This window comes from Methanofervidicoccus abyssi (genome assembly GCF_004310395.1).
Classification (GTDB): Archaea; AGJL01; Methanococci; order Methanococcales; family Methanococcaceae; genus Methanofervidicoccus; species Methanofervidicoccus abyssi.
Map to the genome: position 1 here is coordinate 55559 of NZ_BFAX01000003.1, position 16988 is coordinate 72546.

General features: G+C 36.1%; 18 protein-coding genes. 14 read left to right on the top strand and 4 right to left on the bottom strand.

Annotated features, from left to right (window positions below; genetic code table 11):
* Positions 1–2: 2 nt before the first annotated feature.
* Together MHHB_RS02865 and MHHB_RS02870 are read left to right on the top strand one after the other, a co-directional pair.
* Positions 3–1514, top strand: a complete 1512-nt coding sequence (locus MHHB_RS02865) for an AMP phosphorylase (RefSeq protein ID WP_131007118.1) — start codon at positions 3–5, stop codon at positions 1512–1514.
* Positions 1515–1526: 12 nt separating this feature from the next.
* On the top strand, positions 1527–2744 hold the full coding sequence (locus MHHB_RS02870) for an aconitase X (RefSeq protein ID WP_131007119.1): 1218 nt from the start codon (positions 1527–1529) through the stop codon (positions 2742–2744).
* Between the two features lie 310 nt (positions 2745–3054).
* On the opposite strand, the gene cofH is transcribed toward MHHB_RS02870, so the two are convergent.
* Positions 3055–4134, bottom strand: coding sequence for a 5-amino-6-(D-ribitylamino)uracil--L-tyrosine 4-hydroxyphenyl transferase CofH (gene cofH, locus MHHB_RS02875; protein ID WP_131007120.1), 1080 nt, complete (start codon positions 4132–4134; stop codon positions 3055–3057).
* A gap of 247 nt (positions 4135–4381) precedes the next feature.
* Here cofH and mer point away from each other — a divergent pair, with 247 nt between their 5' ends.
* The 4 genes from mer to MHHB_RS02895 all read left to right on the top strand — a co-directional run bounded on the left by mer (position 4382) and on the right by MHHB_RS02895 (position 7275).
* Positions 4382–5353: a 5,10-methylenetetrahydromethanopterin reductase gene (mer, locus tag MHHB_RS02880; RefSeq protein WP_131007121.1), complete on the top strand. Its 972-nt coding sequence runs from the start codon at positions 4382–4384 to the stop codon at positions 5351–5353.
* Positions 5354–5469: 116 nt separating this feature from the next.
* Entirely contained in the window at positions 5470–5856 is a 387-nt protein-coding gene (gene ribK, locus MHHB_RS02885; RefSeq protein WP_131007122.1) for a CTP-dependent riboflavin kinase, read from the top strand.
* 6 nt (positions 5857–5862) lie between these two features.
* Positions 5863–6489, top strand: coding sequence for a phosphoribosylanthranilate isomerase (locus MHHB_RS02890; protein WP_131007123.1), 627 nt, complete (start codon positions 5863–5865; stop codon positions 6487–6489).
* Positions 6490–6498: 9 nt separating this feature from the next.
* Positions 6499–7275 carry an HAD family hydrolase gene (locus MHHB_RS02895; RefSeq protein WP_131007124.1) on the top strand — a complete coding sequence of 259 codons (777 nt, stop codon included), beginning with the start codon at positions 6499–6501 and terminating at the stop codon, positions 7273–7275.
* 80 nt (positions 7276–7355) lie between these two features.
* Here MHHB_RS02895 and MHHB_RS02900 read toward each other — a convergent pair whose 3' ends face one another.
* A complete protein-coding gene (locus MHHB_RS02900; protein WP_326830414.1) occupies positions 7356–8570 on the bottom strand; it encodes a bifunctional hydroxymethylpyrimidine kinase/phosphomethylpyrimidine kinase in 1215 nt (404 codons plus the stop codon).
* The gene (locus tag MHHB_RS02905) at positions 8549–9283 is read right to left on the bottom strand and encodes a 6-hydroxymethylpterin diphosphokinase MptE-like protein (RefSeq protein WP_131007126.1); all 735 of its coding nucleotides are present in this window, start codon (positions 9281–9283) and stop codon (positions 8549–8551) included. Before MHHB_RS02905 ends, MHHB_RS02900 begins: the two co-directional genes overlap by 22 nt.
* Before the next feature lie 158 nt (positions 9284–9441).
* On the opposite strand from MHHB_RS02905, the gene lysA reads away from it, so the two are divergent.
* Positions 9442–10752 (top strand): diaminopimelate decarboxylase, encoded by a 1311-nt coding sequence (gene lysA, locus MHHB_RS02910; protein WP_192893810.1) that lies wholly within the window; start codon positions 9442–9444, stop codon positions 10750–10752.
* Positions 10753–10896: 144 nt separating this feature from the next.
* Here the strand turns inward: lysA and hjc are convergent, their stop codons facing one another.
* Positions 10897–11283 (bottom strand): Holliday junction resolvase Hjc, encoded by a 387-nt coding sequence (gene hjc, locus MHHB_RS02915; RefSeq protein WP_268220475.1) that lies wholly within the window; start codon positions 11281–11283, stop codon positions 10897–10899.
* Between the two features lie 393 nt (positions 11284–11676).
* Here hjc and mfnF point away from each other — a divergent pair, with 393 nt between their 5' ends.
* From mfnF to MHHB_RS02950, 7 genes are all read left to right on the top strand, one after another.
* Complete coding sequence (gene mfnF, locus MHHB_RS02920) at positions 11677–12660, top strand: (4-{4-[2-(gamma-L-glutamylamino)ethyl]phenoxymethyl}furan-2-yl)methanamine synthase (protein WP_192893811.1); 984 nt, start codon at positions 11677–11679, stop codon at positions 12658–12660.
* 8 nt (positions 12661–12668) lie between these two features.
* A complete protein-coding gene (locus MHHB_RS02925) occupies positions 12669–13070 on the top strand; it encodes a ribonuclease P protein component 4 (RefSeq protein WP_131007128.1) in 402 nt (133 codons plus the stop codon).
* Positions 13071–13174: 104 nt separating this feature from the next.
* Complete coding sequence (locus MHHB_RS02930) at positions 13175–13906, top strand: coiled-coil domain-containing protein (protein WP_131007129.1); 732 nt, start codon at positions 13175–13177, stop codon at positions 13904–13906.
* Between the two features lie 9 nt (positions 13907–13915).
* Positions 13916–14734 (top strand): 4-hydroxy-tetrahydrodipicolinate reductase, encoded by an 819-nt coding sequence (gene dapB, locus MHHB_RS02935; protein WP_131007130.1) that lies wholly within the window; start codon positions 13916–13918, stop codon positions 14732–14734.
* Between the two features lie 9 nt (positions 14735–14743).
* Entirely contained in the window at positions 14744–15367 is a 624-nt protein-coding gene (gene trmY / locus MHHB_RS02940; RefSeq protein WP_131007131.1) for a tRNA (pseudouridine(54)-N(1))-methyltransferase TrmY, read from the top strand.
* 20 nt (positions 15368–15387) lie between these two features.
* Positions 15388–15840, top strand: coding sequence for a chemotaxis protein CheW (locus MHHB_RS02945; protein ID WP_131007132.1), 453 nt, complete (start codon positions 15388–15390; stop codon positions 15838–15840).
* A gap of 42 nt (positions 15841–15882) precedes the next feature.
* On the top strand, positions 15883–16986 hold the full coding sequence (locus MHHB_RS02950) for a protein-glutamate methylesterase/protein-glutamine glutaminase (RefSeq protein WP_131007133.1): 1104 nt from the start codon (positions 15883–15885) through the stop codon (positions 16984–16986).
* Positions 16987–16988 lie beyond the last annotated feature (2 nt).

A 16988-nucleotide genomic window follows, 5' to 3' on the forward strand; every position in this document is an offset into this window, starting at 1 on the left:
CTATGTTATTCTTCAAGGCAAAACTGTTGGATATAGATCTGGGGAATAATGGAGTGATAGCAAATGAGAGAGATCTAATAGGGACAGAATATTATCCTCAGGAGAGGGTGCTGATAGAGAGTTCTAAGGGGTCATTTATAGGAGTGTTATACACTACTAAAAGGATGGTTAAAGAGGGAGAGTTAGGCATAAGTAGAGGTTCTATAGAAGGTATAGAAGAGGGAGAAGAAGTAAGATTAAGGCATGCTCCCAGACCACAATCTCTAAGATATATAAAAAAGAAGATGGAAGGGCAAATACTGAGACCTCATGAGATACACACCATAGTAGATGAGATAGTCCAGAAGAAACTCTCAAATATAGAGTTAACAAGTTTTATAGTTTCTACCTATATACATGGGATGGAGATGGGAGAAATTGTAGAAATGGCTAAGAGAATGGGAGAAACCGGTGATAAACTTGAGTGGGATAAACATCCGGTGGTAGATGTTCACAGTATTGGAGGGGTTCCTGGAAACAAGTACGCCCTAATTACAGTACCTATTGTAGCCTCTGCAGGTATAGTTATCCCAAAAACATCTTCCAGGGCTATAACTTCTGCAGCTGGGACAGCTGATGTGATGGAGGTACTTACAAGGGTAAATTTAAATGCCCAGGAGATAAAAAGAGTAGTTAAAACTACTAATGGGTGTTTAGTTTGGGGAGGGGGTGTGAATTTAGCCCCTGCAGATGATATAATAATAAACGTGGAAAGGCCACTTTCCATAGATCCCCAGCCTCAACTACTTTCAAGTGTTATAGCCAAGAAAATCGCGGCTGGTATCAACTATACAGTAATTGATATACCTGTAGGGCCTGGAACTAAGATAAAAAATGATAGGGAAGGTTATGCCCTTGCAAGGAAGTTTATAGAACTTGGCGAGAGAGTGGGGATAGCTGTAGAGTGTGCCATTACCTATGGAGGACAACCAATAGGTAGGGCTGTGGGACCTGCCCTCGAGGCTAAGGAGGCACTTATGGCCTTAGAGGACCCTAACTCTGCTCCAAAAAGTTTAATTGAAAAATCTCTTTCTCTCGCTGGGATACTTCTGGAGTTGGGAGGGGTAGCACAGGTAGGGTCTGGAATGGAAATGGCTAAGAAGATCCTCTACTCTGGAAAGGCCCTGGAAAAATTTAAAGAGATAGTGATTGAACAGGGAGGAGGTATTACCAACTCCGAAGATGTGGAGTTAGGGAAATACTTTGAGGTCATCCCCTCTCCAAAGGATGGATACGTAGTATCTATATCCAATAAGGCAATAACAAATATAGCCAAAGAGGCTGGCGCTCCTATGGATAAAAAGGCTGGAGTGTTACTTTACGTAAAAAGAGGTAGTAAGGTAAACAAGGGAGATATACTCTACAGAATATACTCCAGTTCAGAGGAGAGATTAAGATCTGCTGTTAAACTAGCTAGAAGGACGTATCCAGTAAGAGTAGAAGGCATGGTTATTAGAAGGGTTAGTAAATTTTAATAAGGTGATAAATTGTATCTCACAAAGGAAGAGGAGAAAATATACAATGGGGAATATGGAGAAGTTCTTGAGATGGCTATGAATCTTCTAGTATCCCTTGGAGACATATACGGGGCGGAAAGACTTATAGATATATCTTCAGCCCAAGTCTCTGGAGTATCCTATAAAACCATAGGAGAAGAAGGTTTAAACTTCTTAAGAGATATATCCAAAGATGATGTTAAGGTATCTGTACCTACAACCTTGAATCCTGCAGGTATGGATCTATCTAGATACGAGGAACTTAATTTTCCCAGGAACTTTGTAAAGAAGCAGCTGGATATAATAAAGTGTTTCAAAAAGATGGGTGTTGAAATAGGATGCACCTGTACACCTTATCTATCTGGTAACATCCCTATCTACGGCGATCATATAGCCTGGGCAGAATCCTCCGCTGTATCCTATGCAAATTCTGTCATTGGTGCGAGGACAAACAGGGAAGGAGGTCCATCTGCTTTAGCCTCTGCACTAATTGGGAAAACACCTCTCTATGGATATCACCTAGATGAGAACAGGATGCCAAGTTATACTGTTGAAGTAGAGGCGGAATTAGAAGATATATCTGACTATGGGATTTTAGGATCCTTAGTGGGAAGGATTGTAAAGGACGAAGTCCCATATTTTGTATTTAAAAATGGTATCTCTGGAGATAAGTACAGTAAGTTGAAGGCTCTCGGAGCCTCCTTAGCCGCCAGTGGTAGTGTGGCACTCTATCACGTTGAAGGAATAACTCCAGAATGTAGAATGAACAAAATAGATATAGATATCACGGAGAGGATAACTGTAACTAAGGAAGATCTAGAGGAAGAATACCATAGATTAAATACTACAGAAGAGAAACCTGATCTCATATGTATAGGGTGTCCACACTGTAGTTTAGAAGAGATAAAAGAAGTTGTAGATTTTATAGTGAAGAACAACATCAGAAGAACAGGATTTAAATGTGACCTATGGGTATGTACTTCTATACATATCAAGGTCATTGCAGACAGAATGGGCTATACTGAAGTTATTGAAAGGGCTGGAGGTAAGGTGGTATGTGACACCTGTATGGTTGTTGCCCCAATTGAAGAGATGGGTTATAAAAATATTGCCACAAATTCAGGGAAGGCGGCAACATATCTACCTAATTTCTGTGGTAGTAATGTTATATATGGTAGTACCTCGGAGGTATTAAAGAAGGGATTGTGATTATAATTATAAAAAGTTAAAATTCCTGGGACAAATAGGAATTCTAATGAAAATAAAGATAGAATTCTGTTAAACTCTTCTTCTTATTTTAATTTATAACCATACTAATCTCTCAAGAAGTTTCCTAAACATTAGATATAAAATTGAAAAAAGGAGTAAGGGAAGAGTTATCTATTTATACTTTAAAAATTTTATGTTCAAATGAATATGGAGTATTTATTTTTATAATATTCTTTTTCGTTATTTTAATTTTTATTGTTTAATTTGTGTTATAATAGAAAAATAATTTATTCAACACTCACTTATTAAATTACTCCAGTATCCTATATAAGGTATTTCTCTCCTTAGGAATCCTACCTATTTCCTTAATAATGTTTCTTATCTCCTCCACAGATAGGCTGACACCGTATTGAGCACCTGCAGCCCTAGAGATATTTTCTTCCATAAGTGTTCCTCCAAAGTCATTGGCACCACACCTTAGGGCGACCTGAGCCATCTTCACCCCTAACTTTACCCATGACACTTGGATATTCCTTATGAGATCTTTAAACAGTATCCTACTTATTGCGTAGATCTTAAGATCTTCTATACCTGTTGCACCTCTCCTAGCCCTACCATTGAGGTATATAGGAGCGAATCTGTGCATGAATGTTAGAGGTACAAACTCTGTAAATCCTCCAGTCTCTTCCTGTATCTCCTTTAATATAAAGAGGTGTTTAACTATATGCCTGTACTCCTCGATGTGACCGTACATTATAGTGCATGTTGTCCTTATTTCCAACTTATGGGCTGTTTTTATTACCTTTATCCACTCCCTTGTGGAAAGTTTAGAAGGACAGAGTTCAGCTCGGATAGTGTCATCTAGTATCTCAGCAGCTGTCCCAGGCATAGTGTTTAATCCCTTTTCCTTTAATATCATTAATGCCTCCTTTATATCGAGACCTGCATTTTCAGCTGCAAATTTAACTTCCATTGGAGAGAATGCATGGATATGGATACCTCCGTAAGGTTCAGTGACACTATGAACTTTCTCCAGAATCTTTCCTTGGAAGTAGGTATCTACCTTGGGGTGGAGACCTCCCTGGATACATACCTCTGTGCAACCCATCTTTTTTGCCTCTAAGGCTCTCCTGGCGATTTCGTCCACATCTAAAAAGTAGGCCCTTTTATCTCCCATATCCACCCTAAAGGCACAGAATTTACAGTCACCTACACAGATGTTGGTATAGTTGATATTTCTGTTGACTACGTAAGTTACTACATCTCCCACAATAATTTTTCTGAGATTATCTCCTATCTTTAAAATATCAAATAAATTTTCTTCGTCCCTAAAAAGTTCTAAACACTCTCTCCGTGAGATATCTCTTGTATATAGTTTATCTAAATCCATGAAATCACCGAAAAAAAGAGTTAGATGATGAATTAATATAATTAAGTAATAATTAAAAATTAATAACATATTTTATACTATTGGATTTTAGTATATCTAATACCCCATATTAGGTTTTTAGATTGCTCAGAGTATTTAAAGGTTATATTTATATTTTTCTATTTGATTTAAATGGGAATTAAATATATATCATTAATACTAATAGTAACAATAGTAATATAGTGAGTAACAATATTTAGGTGAAAAAATGAAAGTTGGTATAGAGTTTGTACCTAATGAGCCAATAGTAAAGATATGCTATTATGTAAAGTTAGCAGAGGATAATGGATTCCAATACTGTTGGATCACTGATCACTACAACAACAGGAATGTATATATGGCACTAACAGCCATTGCAAGTGTAACAAACAAGATTAAACTGGGACCTGGAGTAACTAACCCCTATATAAGAAATCCTGCCATTACTGCATCTGCAGTAGTTACACTGGATGAGTTATCAGGCGGAAGGGCAGTTTTAGGTATAGGACCAGGTGACAAGGCTACATTTGACGCTTTAGGTATAGAGTGGGCAAAACCAGTATCAACGATTAAGAAGGCTATAGCAGATATAAGAGCTCTTATTAAGGGAGAGAAATTAGAGACAGGTGCCCAGTTGTCTATAAAACCAATATCTGAAATACCAATATATATGGGAGCTCAAGGACCAAAGATGCTTGAAACTGCAGGAATGATAGCAGATGGAGTTCTAATCAACGCATCAAATCCAAAGGACTTTGAAGCGGCAATACCGATGATCAGGAAAGGGGCTGAATCTGCAGGTAGAAACATGGAAGAGATCGACGTTGCAGCATACGCTTGTATGTCAGTGGATAAAAATCCAGAAAAGGCTAAACAGGCAGCAGTCCCAGTAGTAGCATTTATCGCGGCAGGATCTCCTCCAATGGTGCTGGAAAGACATGGCATAGACATGGAGAAAGTGGAGAAGATAAGAAACGCCTTAAAGAAAGGAGACTTTGGTACCGCATTTTCTACAGTGGATGACACTATGTTAGAGGCCTTCTCCCTCTATGGAACTCCTGAAGATGTTGTAGAGAAGATAAAAGGTTTAGCAAAGATGGGTGTTACCCAGGTTGTAGCAGGTTCTCCAATTGGACCTAACAAGGAGAAGAGTATCAAGTTGATAGGTAAGGAGATAATTCCTGCTGTAAAAGAATTGTAATTTTTATTTTTCTATTTTATTAATTTTATTATAAATAAAAATATTATAATAATTTTAACAATAATTTTAAATTATAATAAATCTAAATTTTCACACAGATTAAGACGGTGATAATTATGCCAGTACTCTACGGGAGAGTAACTTCTGGGAAGGGAGAAGGTAGATATTACATGTCTTTAAAACCATATAGGAAGAAATTTAAAAGTTTATTGGGATACTACCCTTACGAAGGAACGTTAAATATTAAATTAAGTGAATATGTACCATTAGACATGTCCAAGTGTTTAGAGATTGAAGGTTTTGAATACAACGGTGAGAGGTACTACGGAGTAAAACTCCTCCCTGCAAAAATATCTAAGGATGAATTTGGTGTATACGGTGCCTTAATCTTCCCTGAGAAATCCCACCATTCCAAGGATATAGTAGAGGTCATATCGCCCCTAAATCTTAGAAACTATTTATCCCTAAGAAACGGAGATGTTGTTAAGATATTGGTAGAGTGATATTAAATGTTTATTAAAATATGTGGTATTAAAACCCAGAAGGAGTTAAAGGTTGTAGAAAAATATGCAGATGCTACAGGAGTGGTGGTGGAGTCAGAGTCTAAAAGGAGAGTAAGTTTAGATAAGGCTAAGGAGTTAATAGAGGCTTCCAGTATTCCAGTATTTACAGTTTCTACATTAGAGGACTTTAAGTCGTGGTCAGAGGTAATAGAAAAAACTGGGACTGAATATATCCAAATCCACTCAGATATGGATACTGATACTGTAGAAAAGTTGAAGGAAGAACACAGTGTATTTATAATGAAAGCTTTCAAAGTGCCTAAGAGGAGCTCTTTTCCTGAGATGGATGCAGAAGATCTTATAAAGAGAATAGTTGAGTATAAAGGCATAGTGGATAGGATCCTCTTAGATACAGGTAAAGGATGTGGTGTTACCCACGATCATAGAGTTAGTAAAATAGTCTGTAGAAAATTTGATGTAGTGCTTGCAGGAGGATTAAACCCTGAGAATGTTAGGGAGATTGTTGATTACGTGCAACCTTCTGGAGTGGATGTATCAAGTGGTGTTGAGAGAGATGGTGAGAAAAGGGAGGAGCTAATAAAATCCTTTGTAGAACGTTTAAAAATGAGATAACGGGATCTTATGAAAATTGCTGTAGTTTTCGACTGCTCTGGTACCTTGGTGGACGTTAAGAGGATCATCAAAGAAATAGAATCCCAAAAGTTTCTATGTAATCACCAGACCGTGGATATCGTAGATAAGAAAAGAGGTAGGGTGTTAATCGTTATAGGAGAAAAGATCGATCTGTTAAATTTAGATCCAAATATGCTAATGAAAAATCTACTTGAGAGGATAAAGTGGAAGATTACTTACTGCCACCCTCCTATTTTTAAGGATAATATTTTAAAAGATAGTAGAACCAAAGTAAAGGAACTACAGGATCCTGCATATATACTTAACAGATTCAAGATCGAGACAGATCCTGGATATGCCCTAATCTGTGACACTATAGAAGGGAAAGTGGAATACACTATCGCCACTGGAGGCTGTCTATTTGATGGAGTACAGGAAACCATAAAAGAATTAAAAGATATGGGTATTGAGATATATATAGCTTCTGGAGATAGCAAGTATGCCATTGAAAAGTTGAGTATGTTGATAGATATTGAGAAAAATCATATCTTTCCAGAGGCTCATCAACACCTTAAGAAAGATTTAGTGTTAAAGTTAAAGAAAGAAGGATATAAGGTAGTGATGGTAGGGGATGGAACTAACGATGTACCTGCAATGCTTGAAAGTGATCTATCAGTCATCAACTTACAGGGAGGTAAAGTTTCAAAAAAAGCCTTAGATATTGCAGATATAAGGATAGAAGATATCAAAGAAGTGGTCGATATTGTGAAGAAATTGAAAGAATGATTATTATAAAAAAAATAATAAAAATAATAGAATAAAAATGAGGAAGAAATTATTAAAATTATTAAATTTTATATCTTTTTTTATAAAACTTCATACATCTTTTCTATCTTTTTTACAACATCTACTGCATCTTCTCCAAATACAATAATTTTATCCCTAAGGTAGATAACATCAGGTGCCCTATCGGACTTCTTACATACAATCTTTACATCCTCTTCAATTCCTCTGTTTTCCATTTTATCAGATAAGGAGAAGAGAGTAAACCCGCACTCTCTCAAAACCTCCAAAATATCTGGAGAGTATCTTATTGTCATTGCACTTCTAACTTTAGGGTTGTAATAGTTGATGGTAATTATCATCTTAGATACAATATTAGGGACTCCAAACTCTACATATTCAACTTTACCTTTCTCTGTAATCCTTAAACTAGCAACATCTTCGATACCTCTTGGAAGGACTAGACACTCTCCAACGTAAGAACCATCTTCTGGAATAAGATGTTGGAGATTCATATCCCTCAGGAGATGGAAGGCATAATATAAACTCTTTAGTACTCCTTCCCTGCTTATATAGACAGGATTGGAGTTATACCCGTACTTAGTCTTAGTTGCATATATCACAGATGTCAGCACCACTCTCTTTCCCTCTTCAATGGCATCTACAATATTATATCCCTTTGCAATAAAGGATGCTACTGCAGAGGCAAATACACAACCTGTACCATGTACTTCTCTGTCTATCTTTCTCCCCCTGAACTTCCTTATTATATTACCTTTATAGAGAAGTTTATCTTCTATCCCAGTGATCAGTATATAGTTATCCTCCTTCTCTAAATCCTTAAAGTATTTAGACCGTCTTATTATGTTGTACTCCTGGAAGTTAGGTAGTATTAAAAGGGATCTTTTGAAAAGTTCAAAATACTTTTTTAGAGTTTTGTCATCTATGAAGGTATAACCTGTTGTGGATCTCAAGACAGGATCACACACTATTTTAAAGTTATACTCTTTCTGATAGTTTAGAAGTATGTCTATGGCATCTCCAGTCAGTACCCCAGTCTTTACAGTGGATACTTGGAAGTCCTCAAAGATAGCCTGGAGTTGGTTCTCTATAACATCCCTTGGGAGATCCACCTTGGAATACACCTTCTTGTTGTTTTGAGGTATTAAGGAAGTTATCACAGTTAAAGGATTACATCCTAGTAACTTAACTGTCTTCACATCTGCAACTATCCCAGCTCCACCTGTAGGATCGTAACCCCCAACCAGCAAGATATTTACCTTTGACATCTTATCCATTCCTCTATAGACAATATTATACATCTTCCATGTTTTTTAAGGTATTCTATCAACTCCTTGGCATACCTTAATTTCTTTATCTTGATATCATCCCCTCTCTCCACCTCTCTCCTCAAGTTAGGCCTTGAGTATTTAGTTATGTACTCTCCAAAGTCCATACCACAGAGCACTATCCTTTTAGCACCACAATACTCTGCAAGGAAGCAACATCTATCGCCGTCTGTAAATCCCCCGTAATTGATAAGCCCTGGAATCTGGAGAGGAACCTGGTAACTTCCTACAATATTTTTCAACTTTGGAAGGTATTTCTTTATCTTATCTATGTTATCTCCATGAGCATGTACTATAACTATGGAACCTCTTCTATTACTCTCCAGTATACTTTCCATGTCTCCATCTAAATCTGAAACTACTATATCTGGAAGGATGTCTTCCTCTAGAAGTGCTTTTGTAGCCCCATCTGCAGAGATAATTACATCTCTCTCTTTTAAGATTTTTAGTATCTTTACATGTCTCTTTATAGAAGGGCCAGCCCCAACTACATAGACTATTTTACCTTCTATAACCTCCCTTAACCTTTTCTCCGGAATATTGTTATTTAACTTATCAATTAGATCCTTCAGTAGCAATCCACTCTTTAAATCTCTCTCCCTGTTAAATTTAAAATCTTCTATAATCTTGGAGTACATAGGTGCCCAATCTCTAAGATCCATAATCTTCACTATTTTATGTGTTTAAGACTTATTATTCTATTTTTTTATTTTTAAATTTTTATATAATTACAATAATGATTATTAAAAATTTAAAACATTGTAAGATTGATATATGGTTATTCAGTTTATAACTATTAGAAATTATGAGGGTGATAAATGTGAAATTTCCAGGAAACGACATGATAACTATAGAGGATGGATTCCTAAAGATAGATGGATACAGTGCAGAGGAACTTGCAGAAAAGTATGGTACCCCTCTATACGTAATGAGTGAAAATCAGATTGTAAGAAACTACAGAGCATACGAAGATGCATTTAAGGAGTATAAAAAGAAAACTGGAAAAGACTTTATCCTATGCTACGCCTACAAGGCAAATTCCAACCTAGCTATTACAAGGTTGTTGTCTAAGTTGGGAAGTGGTGCAGATGTTGTAAGTGGTGGTGAATTGTATATAGCAAGACTCTCCAAGGTACCTCCTGAGAAGATAGTATTCAACGGAAACTGTAAAACAGAGGAAGAAATTGTAATGGGTATAGAGAATAACATAAGGGCCTTCAACGTAGACAGTATAAGTGAGTTGATACTTATAGATAAGATAGCTGGAGAAATGGGATCTGAAGCAAATGTTGCATTTAGGATAAATCCAGATGTAGATCCAAAGACTCATCCTAAGATATCTACAGGTTTAAAGAGGAGTAAATTTGGGCTTGACGTCCAATCTGGTATGGCTATGAAGGCCATAAAAATGGCTCTAGATATGGACAACGTGAATGTTGTAGGGCTACACTGCCATATAGGGTCTCAACTAACAGATTTATCTCCATTTGTGGAGGAAACTAGGAAGGTTATGGATTTTGTTATGGAGTTGGAAAAGGAAGGTATAAAGATAGAGGATATTAATTTAGGAGGTGGTTTAGGGATACCGTACCATAAAGATAAAGATGTACCCGATCCCTATCAGTTGGCAGAGGTTATAATTAATACCGTTATGGAGTATGAAGATAAGGTAGATCTACCTAACCTCCTCCTTGAACCTGGAAGGAGTATAGTGGGAACAGCAGGAGTGCTCCTTGGAAAGGTCTATCACATAAAAGAAACCCCATATGGAAAGTGGATAATGATAGATGCAGGTATGAACGACATGATGAGGCCTGCAATATATGACGCCTACCATGAAATAGTACCCTGTATACTTAGGGAAGAGAAAGAAGTTGTAAATATTGCTGGAGGATTATGTGAAAGTTCAGATGTTTTCGGAAGAGATAGGTATATTCCAAAGGTTGAGGTTGGAGATATAGTGGCTATACTGGATGTTGGAGCATACGGTATAAGTATGGCAAACAACTACAACGGTAGAGGGAGGCCAAGGGTGGTACTAACTAATGATAAGGGGGTCTTTGTTATCAGGGAGAGGGAGACTTACGGTGATCTCATTGCAAAGGATATTGTACCTAGACATTTACTTTAAACCTTTTTAGAAATATCACTAATCTTTTATTGGAAGTTCACCTTCATCTCCAATACTCAGTTATATCTCTATGAAGAATGTTAACAGGGAAAATGATGAAATACTTTAGGTGATAAATTTTAATTATCGAATATTTTTATTAATTTATCTTTTTTCAATCAACTCATTAAAACTCAGGGCTATGGGGGAGATTTTATAGTAATCTACTAGGTAACTTTTACCTTCTACCTTTAATAGGTAGGGGTCTATAAATAGAATTTTTTCCTTTATCTTTACTGCAATATAGGGCTTAGCTCCAAAGGTTTCTGAAAATAGTAAAAGTTTTAAGATATTCTCCTTTGAGATATAAAAACTCTCCCTCGATGTAGATTTACATTCAAAGGCGTAGATATCCCCCTTCTTCCCTGCTATTAGATCTACTCCATGACTACCTGCACTCCTTATCACTGCAAAACCTTCCTTTTCAAGCATTCTTTTAAGTTCCCATTCAAATTTTGCACCTTTTCTGTACTTAGAACCATATCTTCCCAAATTATACACCTAATACTCCTTTTAAACTTTATTAAAAAATTTTAAATTTTTTATAAAATATTATAATTAAAATAAGCAAAATAAATACTAATAATACTTAAAATAAATGAATTAGTTTAGAAATATTGGAGACTACCTGTTAACAAATATAGAGATGTTTTGTCCTTTTTTTATTTTCACGTAAATGTAAAATTAAAATAAATAAATTAAAATAAATTAAAATTAAATATAAACAAAGAGATTTAGGAACCTCCACAAACGTAGAATCCTACACTCTATTACCAGAAACATCCTGAGAGTAATATATATGGGATTTTTACCTTTTGATATTCAACAATCTAATTTTTGTCCAAGAACTGTAATTAACTGTTTTAATTAAAGTTAACTGGTGAGATGGTGATCCTCGGAATAGATATAGGAGGAGCAAACACAAAGATAACTGAGTTAGAGGAAAAATATTACAAAATACACCATATATATTTCCCAATGTGGAAAAAACATAAAAAACTAACTGAGCTCCTAAGAGTGTACAACAGTGGGAATGTTGAAAAAGTTGGTATAGTTATGACAGCTGAACTCGTAGATGCATACAGGAGTAAAAGGGAGGGAGTGGAAGACATACTAAACTCTGTGGAGAGAGCGTTTCCTGATAAAGATATTTATGTTTTTGATGTAGATGGGAATTTTTTAGAAATAGATGTTGCTAAGAAAAAATATATTAAAGTCTCGGCTTCAAATTGGACTGCTACTGCTTACTTTGTAATAAAGGATATTTGCGACAACTGTATACTTGTGGACATGGGCTCCACAACAACAGATATTATACCTATAAAGGATGGAGAGATACTGGCTGAAGAAACAGATCTAAAGAGATTGATGAACAACCAGTTAGTATATGTGGGGGCACTTAGGACTCCTCTTTCATTCCTCACCAATACTGTAGTCTTTAGAGGTTTTAAAACCAATGTATCTTCGGAGTACTTTTCTATAACTGGGGATGTAAATCTTATACTAAACAAGATAAATCCAGAAGATTACACCTGTGATACACCTGATGGTGTTCCAGTAGATAGGAAAAGTTGTATGAGGAGAGTGGCTAGGGTTTTATGTAGTGATTTGGAGGAAGTAAATGAGGAGGAGATTTTAGATATATCACTTCAATTTTACAGAAAACTCTTAAATATGGTCAGAAGCAACTTAGATCGGGTCTTTGAGAGGTATGAGATCAGAGATGTTGTAATTACAGGCCTTGGAGAGGGTATACTAAAGGAAGCCTTGGAAGGTTATAGTATTATATCCGTAGGAGAGAGGTATGGAAAGGAGGTGTCCCTAAGTACACCAAGTTTCGCAGTTGCTAAGTTATTAGAAAACTACTAAGTGAAACTATGGGGTACAGTAGAAGAAGAAAAATAAAAAAGATAAAAAAGATAGCTCTAGAGAGAATAGATATCCTGATGAACCTAGCTGAAGAAGCTTACAGGAAGGGGCGACTGGATAGGATGAGAAGGTATATTGAATTGAGTAGAAGAATTGCCATGAAGGTAAGGGTACATTTTCCAAAGAAGTGGAAGAGAAGATTATGTAAAAAGTGTCTAACTATACTAATTTACGGTGAGAACTGTAAGGTTAGGACAGTTAGTGATAAGAACTGCCCTCATGTTGCTATAAAGTGTTTAAACTGTGGTAACGTTATTAAAATCCCCATGGTGAAAGAAAAAAAGTTAAAAAGAAGACTTAAAAGAATGATTAAAAGTAGTGGTTCTGATACAGGTTCTTCAAAATTATGAGTACCTGTCAATAAACCTGAATAATTATCTACACAAAAAATATTTAATTGGAGTTATTAGATAAAATAAATAAAATCTGAGAATAGGGGTGCAGGGGAAGGTTAATGGATATTTCAGATCCTTTGTTATCTAGGATGCGTCATCATCTCCAAAAAATAAGGAGAGATACTATGGAATCTAAAAACTTAAATGACGGTTTGAAATCTGATGAGAATGTTGATACTGTTGATTACAGTTTAGATGAAGAGGAACTGATAAAAAAATCTGAAACTTTAAAAAAGATAGTAGAAAATTTACAGAATAGAATAAAAAAGGCTATAATAGGTATCCAGTTGGAAGATAAAAGTGAAGAATTTGTAAAGGAGGATCAGAAAAAATCTGAAAGAGAAGAAACAGTTAGCCAGACGGAGTATTTAAAGGAGATTAGTAAAAAACTGGAAGAGTTGCCTAAGGTTATGGAGACTAGCAATCCAAAGATAGAAGAAACACTGAATCAAATATTGGAAAAAATTAATATCCTCATAGATAAAAATACTGAAAATGCCTTAAAATTAGACAAAATAATCGAGAAAATAGATAAGGTTATTTCTAAACTGGAAGACATATCTGAGAAGATGGTAAAATTGTACGAAAGTGGCAGTGTAACTGTGTTGGATATTATAAACCTTATTAGAGAGATACATAGTGGAATCTGTGAAATAAGAGAGATCTTAAGTACATACCGATATGATGAGATAGACAGGGCTATAGAGATAGCAGATAATTTAAACAACAAAATGGATATTTACTTAAAAGAGTTCGAAAAAATTGTTAATGAATCTGTAAGTGTGGCATAAGGTGATCCAATGGTAATCAAAGTTGCTGTAACTGGAGCTCTTGGAAGAATGGGCAGTAGAATAATAAAAACTATACAACAACATCCAGATCTTAAGTTAGTTGCTGCAATTGAAGTCCCTAATCATGAAAAGAGAGGAGAAGATGTTGGTAAGTTGTTAGGTATTGGTGAAATAGGGGTTATACTGGAAACTGCTGATAGATTGGAAGATATCTTAAAGAAAAGTAAGCCAGATGTTCTCGTAGATTTTACAGCTCCCGAGGCCACTGTAAATGCTGTAAAGGTAGCTGCTTCCCAAGGTATAAATTTAGTTATTGGAACCACAGGATTCACTGAAGAACAGAGAAAAGAGATTGAAGATACTATAAAAAAACATAGGGTTGCTGCAGTGATATCCCAAAACTATGCAGTAGGTGTGAATATATTCTTCAAGGTTTTGGAGTTTTTAGCCAGAAAACTTAGAGACTATGACATAGAGATAGTGGAGATGCATCATAGATACAAGAGGGATGCACCAAGTGGTACTGCACTGAGGGCAGCAGAGATAATAAGAGACAATTTGGATAGAGACGTCTCTATCATCTACGGTAGGGCGGGAATCATTGGAGAGAGGAAAAAAGATGAGATATGTATCCATGCTATAAGGGGAGGGGATGTTGTAGGTGAGCATAAAGTTATATTTGCAGGTGATGGTGAGAGGTTGGAGGTTACTCATAGGGCAAGTAGTAGACAGGCCTTTGTAAATGGGGTGATATTGGCAGTTAAGTTTGTTAGTGGAAAGAGAGGAGGTATATATGATACCTTTGATGTACTAGGGCTGAAAGATTAAGGTGGAAGTTTGAGAGAGTTTATACTGAAGGCCAACAAGGCCATAACTTCAGGGAATGTCAATTTAAAGGATCTTCCTGGTAGTTGTGGTAGGTTAGATCTTGTATGTAGGTGCATAAGTAGTGCATTTTTTCTCTCTCATGATATAAGAAGAGATACTGTTTTTTACTCTGTACACTACGGAGAGCCTAATCCTCCAGTAGCCCTGAAATTTGTAGGATCTGAATTGAAAAGACTGAGCCCTGACGAGAGAAGTATAGCTATATTCATAAAGAAGGCACTAAGTAAGGAGCATAACTCCAAATGGAGGGAAAGTACTCCAGGTATATACCACGCCAAGAAGGATTTTAGGGAAATTGTACTTGAGAAAATAGAAAAAGGTAGAAATGTCTATTTCTTACATCTAAGGGGAAAACCTATTAAGGATGTTATAAACTCTAGAACTTATAATGAGATAAAAGATAGGGGGTTTGTCTTTATACTGGGGGATCATATAGGATTAACTGAAGAGGATGAGAGATTCTTAAATGATTTAAAAATAGAGAAGTTATCTTTATCGCCTTTAGAATTACATGCAAACCAGTGTATAGATATAGTCCATAACATACTAGACAAATTAGAATATAGGAGATAGGTCATTTTCCCGGTGATAACATGGAAGAGACTCCTAAAATGGTAGTTTTTAAGTTAGGTTCCAATGAATATGCTTTAAAAGTTGATGAAGTGAGAGAAGTGTTAAAACTTCAAGATATTACTGCTCTACCTAATAGTCCAGATTATGTAATAGGTGTTACTAATATAAGGGGGGAGATCACCCCTATTATCGATCTGAGAAAAAAATTAAACATCTCTGGATACTATGGAGAAGATAGTAAAAGGGACAAAGAAATGTTAGTTATGGTCGTAGAGATTGACGGCGTTCCTGTTGGTATATTGGTTGATGCAGTTAACGATGTTATACAGATACCAAAGGAGAACATAGAAAAGGTAGATGGAATTGGAAGTAATATGGGTGTAGATTATATAGAAGGAATTGGAAAAATAGATAATAGACTTATTATAATACTAAATATTGACAAATTAATTAAACCTCAAGAAGGATTTTAAACTAAAATAGGCCACTTAGGAATTAACAAATGGGGTGATACTTTGGAAAAAATTAGAGTCCTGGTAGTGGACGATTCTGCATTCATGAGAAAGGTAGTCTCAGATATATTGAACTCTGATGAAGAGATAGAAGTGGTAGGTACTGCAAAGGACGGTGTAGAAGCTGTTGAACTTACTCAGAAATTGAAACCTGATGTTATCACTATGGATGTAGAGATGCCGAGGATGAATGGAATAGAGGCTGTTAGAAAAATAATGGAAATTCAGCCAACGCCAGTACTGATGTTATCAGCACTTACTAAAAGAGGATCCAAGGAAACCTTGGAGGCTTTAGAGGCAGGAGCTGTTGATTTTATTCCAAAACCATCTGGTACCATCTCTTTAGATATTAGAGAGATTGGAGATGAACTAATAAAAAAAGTAAAGGCTGTAGCTAAGGCACGAGTAAGGAGAAGGGTATCTATAAAACCCAGTGAAGAAAGTAAAAAGAAAGAAGAGACTCCCAAGAAAGAAAAAAAAGTTACCTCTGGACTTGAATTGGATATTCCTCCCGAGAAACTTTCCAAAATGGCTGTAATGATAGGTTCTTCAACAGGAGGTCCCCCTGTAGTAACTGAGATAGTCTCAAAACTTCCAAAAAACATGCCACCAGTATTTATAGTTCAACACATGCCTGGAGGATTTACAAAGATGTTTGCAGAGAGGCTGAATGCAGAATCTTTACTAACTGTAAAAGAGGCTGAAGATGGGGAGATAGTGAGACCAGGATATGCCTATGTGGCTCCAGGAGGCTATCACATGTTGTTGAAAAAGAGGGGAAACAACGTACATATCGTACTAGACAGTAAGATGCCCAAAGTCCATGGTACAAAACCTTCTGTTGAGGTTACCGCCGAATATGTGGCAAGAATATACGGTGGAAAAACTGTGGCAGTAATGTTAACTGGAATAGGTAGAGATGGGGCAGAGGCATATAAGTTAATAAAGGAGAAAGGGGGGAAAATAATAGCTCAAGATAAGGACTCTTGCGTTGTATTTGGAATGCCAAAGGCCGTTATTGAGTTAGGTATTGCGGATGCTATATTACCTCCCTCAAAGATACCTGAAGCTATTGTTAAGTTTATTAAGAGTATCTACAAGGGATAACT

Excerpts from the sequence above, each read along its gene's own strand:
- MHHB_RS02865 (WP_131007118.1), top strand. The coding sequence starts at position 3 with ATGTTATTCTTCAAGGCAAAACTGTTGGATATAGATCTGGGGAATAAT.
- cofH (WP_131007120.1), bottom strand. The coding sequence starts at position 4,134 with ATGGATTTAGATAAACTATATACAAGAGATATCTCACGGAGAGAGTGT.
- mer (WP_131007121.1), top strand. The coding sequence starts at position 4,382 with ATGAAAGTTGGTATAGAGTTTGTACCTAATGAGCCAATAGTAAAGATA.
- ribK (WP_131007122.1), top strand. The coding sequence starts at position 5,470 with ATGCCAGTACTCTACGGGAGAGTAACTTCTGGGAAGGGAGAAGGTAGA.
- MHHB_RS02890 (WP_131007123.1), top strand. The coding sequence starts at position 5,863 with ATGTTTATTAAAATATGTGGTATTAAAACCCAGAAGGAGTTAAAGGTT.
- MHHB_RS02895 (WP_131007124.1), top strand. The coding sequence starts at position 6,499 with ATGAAAATTGCTGTAGTTTTCGACTGCTCTGGTACCTTGGTGGACGTT.
- MHHB_RS02900 (WP_326830414.1), bottom strand. The coding sequence starts at position 8,570 with ATGGATAAGATGTCAAAGGTAAATATCTTGCTGGTTGGGGGTTACGAT.
- MHHB_RS02905 (WP_131007126.1), bottom strand. The coding sequence starts at position 9,283 with ATGGATCTTAGAGATTGGGCACCTATGTACTCCAAGATTATAGAAGAT.
- mfnF (WP_192893811.1), top strand. The coding sequence starts at position 11,677 with ATGGTGATCCTCGGAATAGATATAGGAGGAGCAAACACAAAGATAACT.
- MHHB_RS02925 (WP_131007128.1), top strand. The coding sequence starts at position 12,669 with ATGGGGTACAGTAGAAGAAGAAAAATAAAAAAGATAAAAAAGATAGCT.
- MHHB_RS02930 (WP_131007129.1), top strand. The coding sequence starts at position 13,175 with ATGGATATTTCAGATCCTTTGTTATCTAGGATGCGTCATCATCTCCAA.
- dapB (WP_131007130.1), top strand. The coding sequence starts at position 13,916 with ATGGTAATCAAAGTTGCTGTAACTGGAGCTCTTGGAAGAATGGGCAGT.
- MHHB_RS02945 (WP_131007132.1), top strand. The coding sequence starts at position 15,388 with ATGGAAGAGACTCCTAAAATGGTAGTTTTTAAGTTAGGTTCCAATGAA.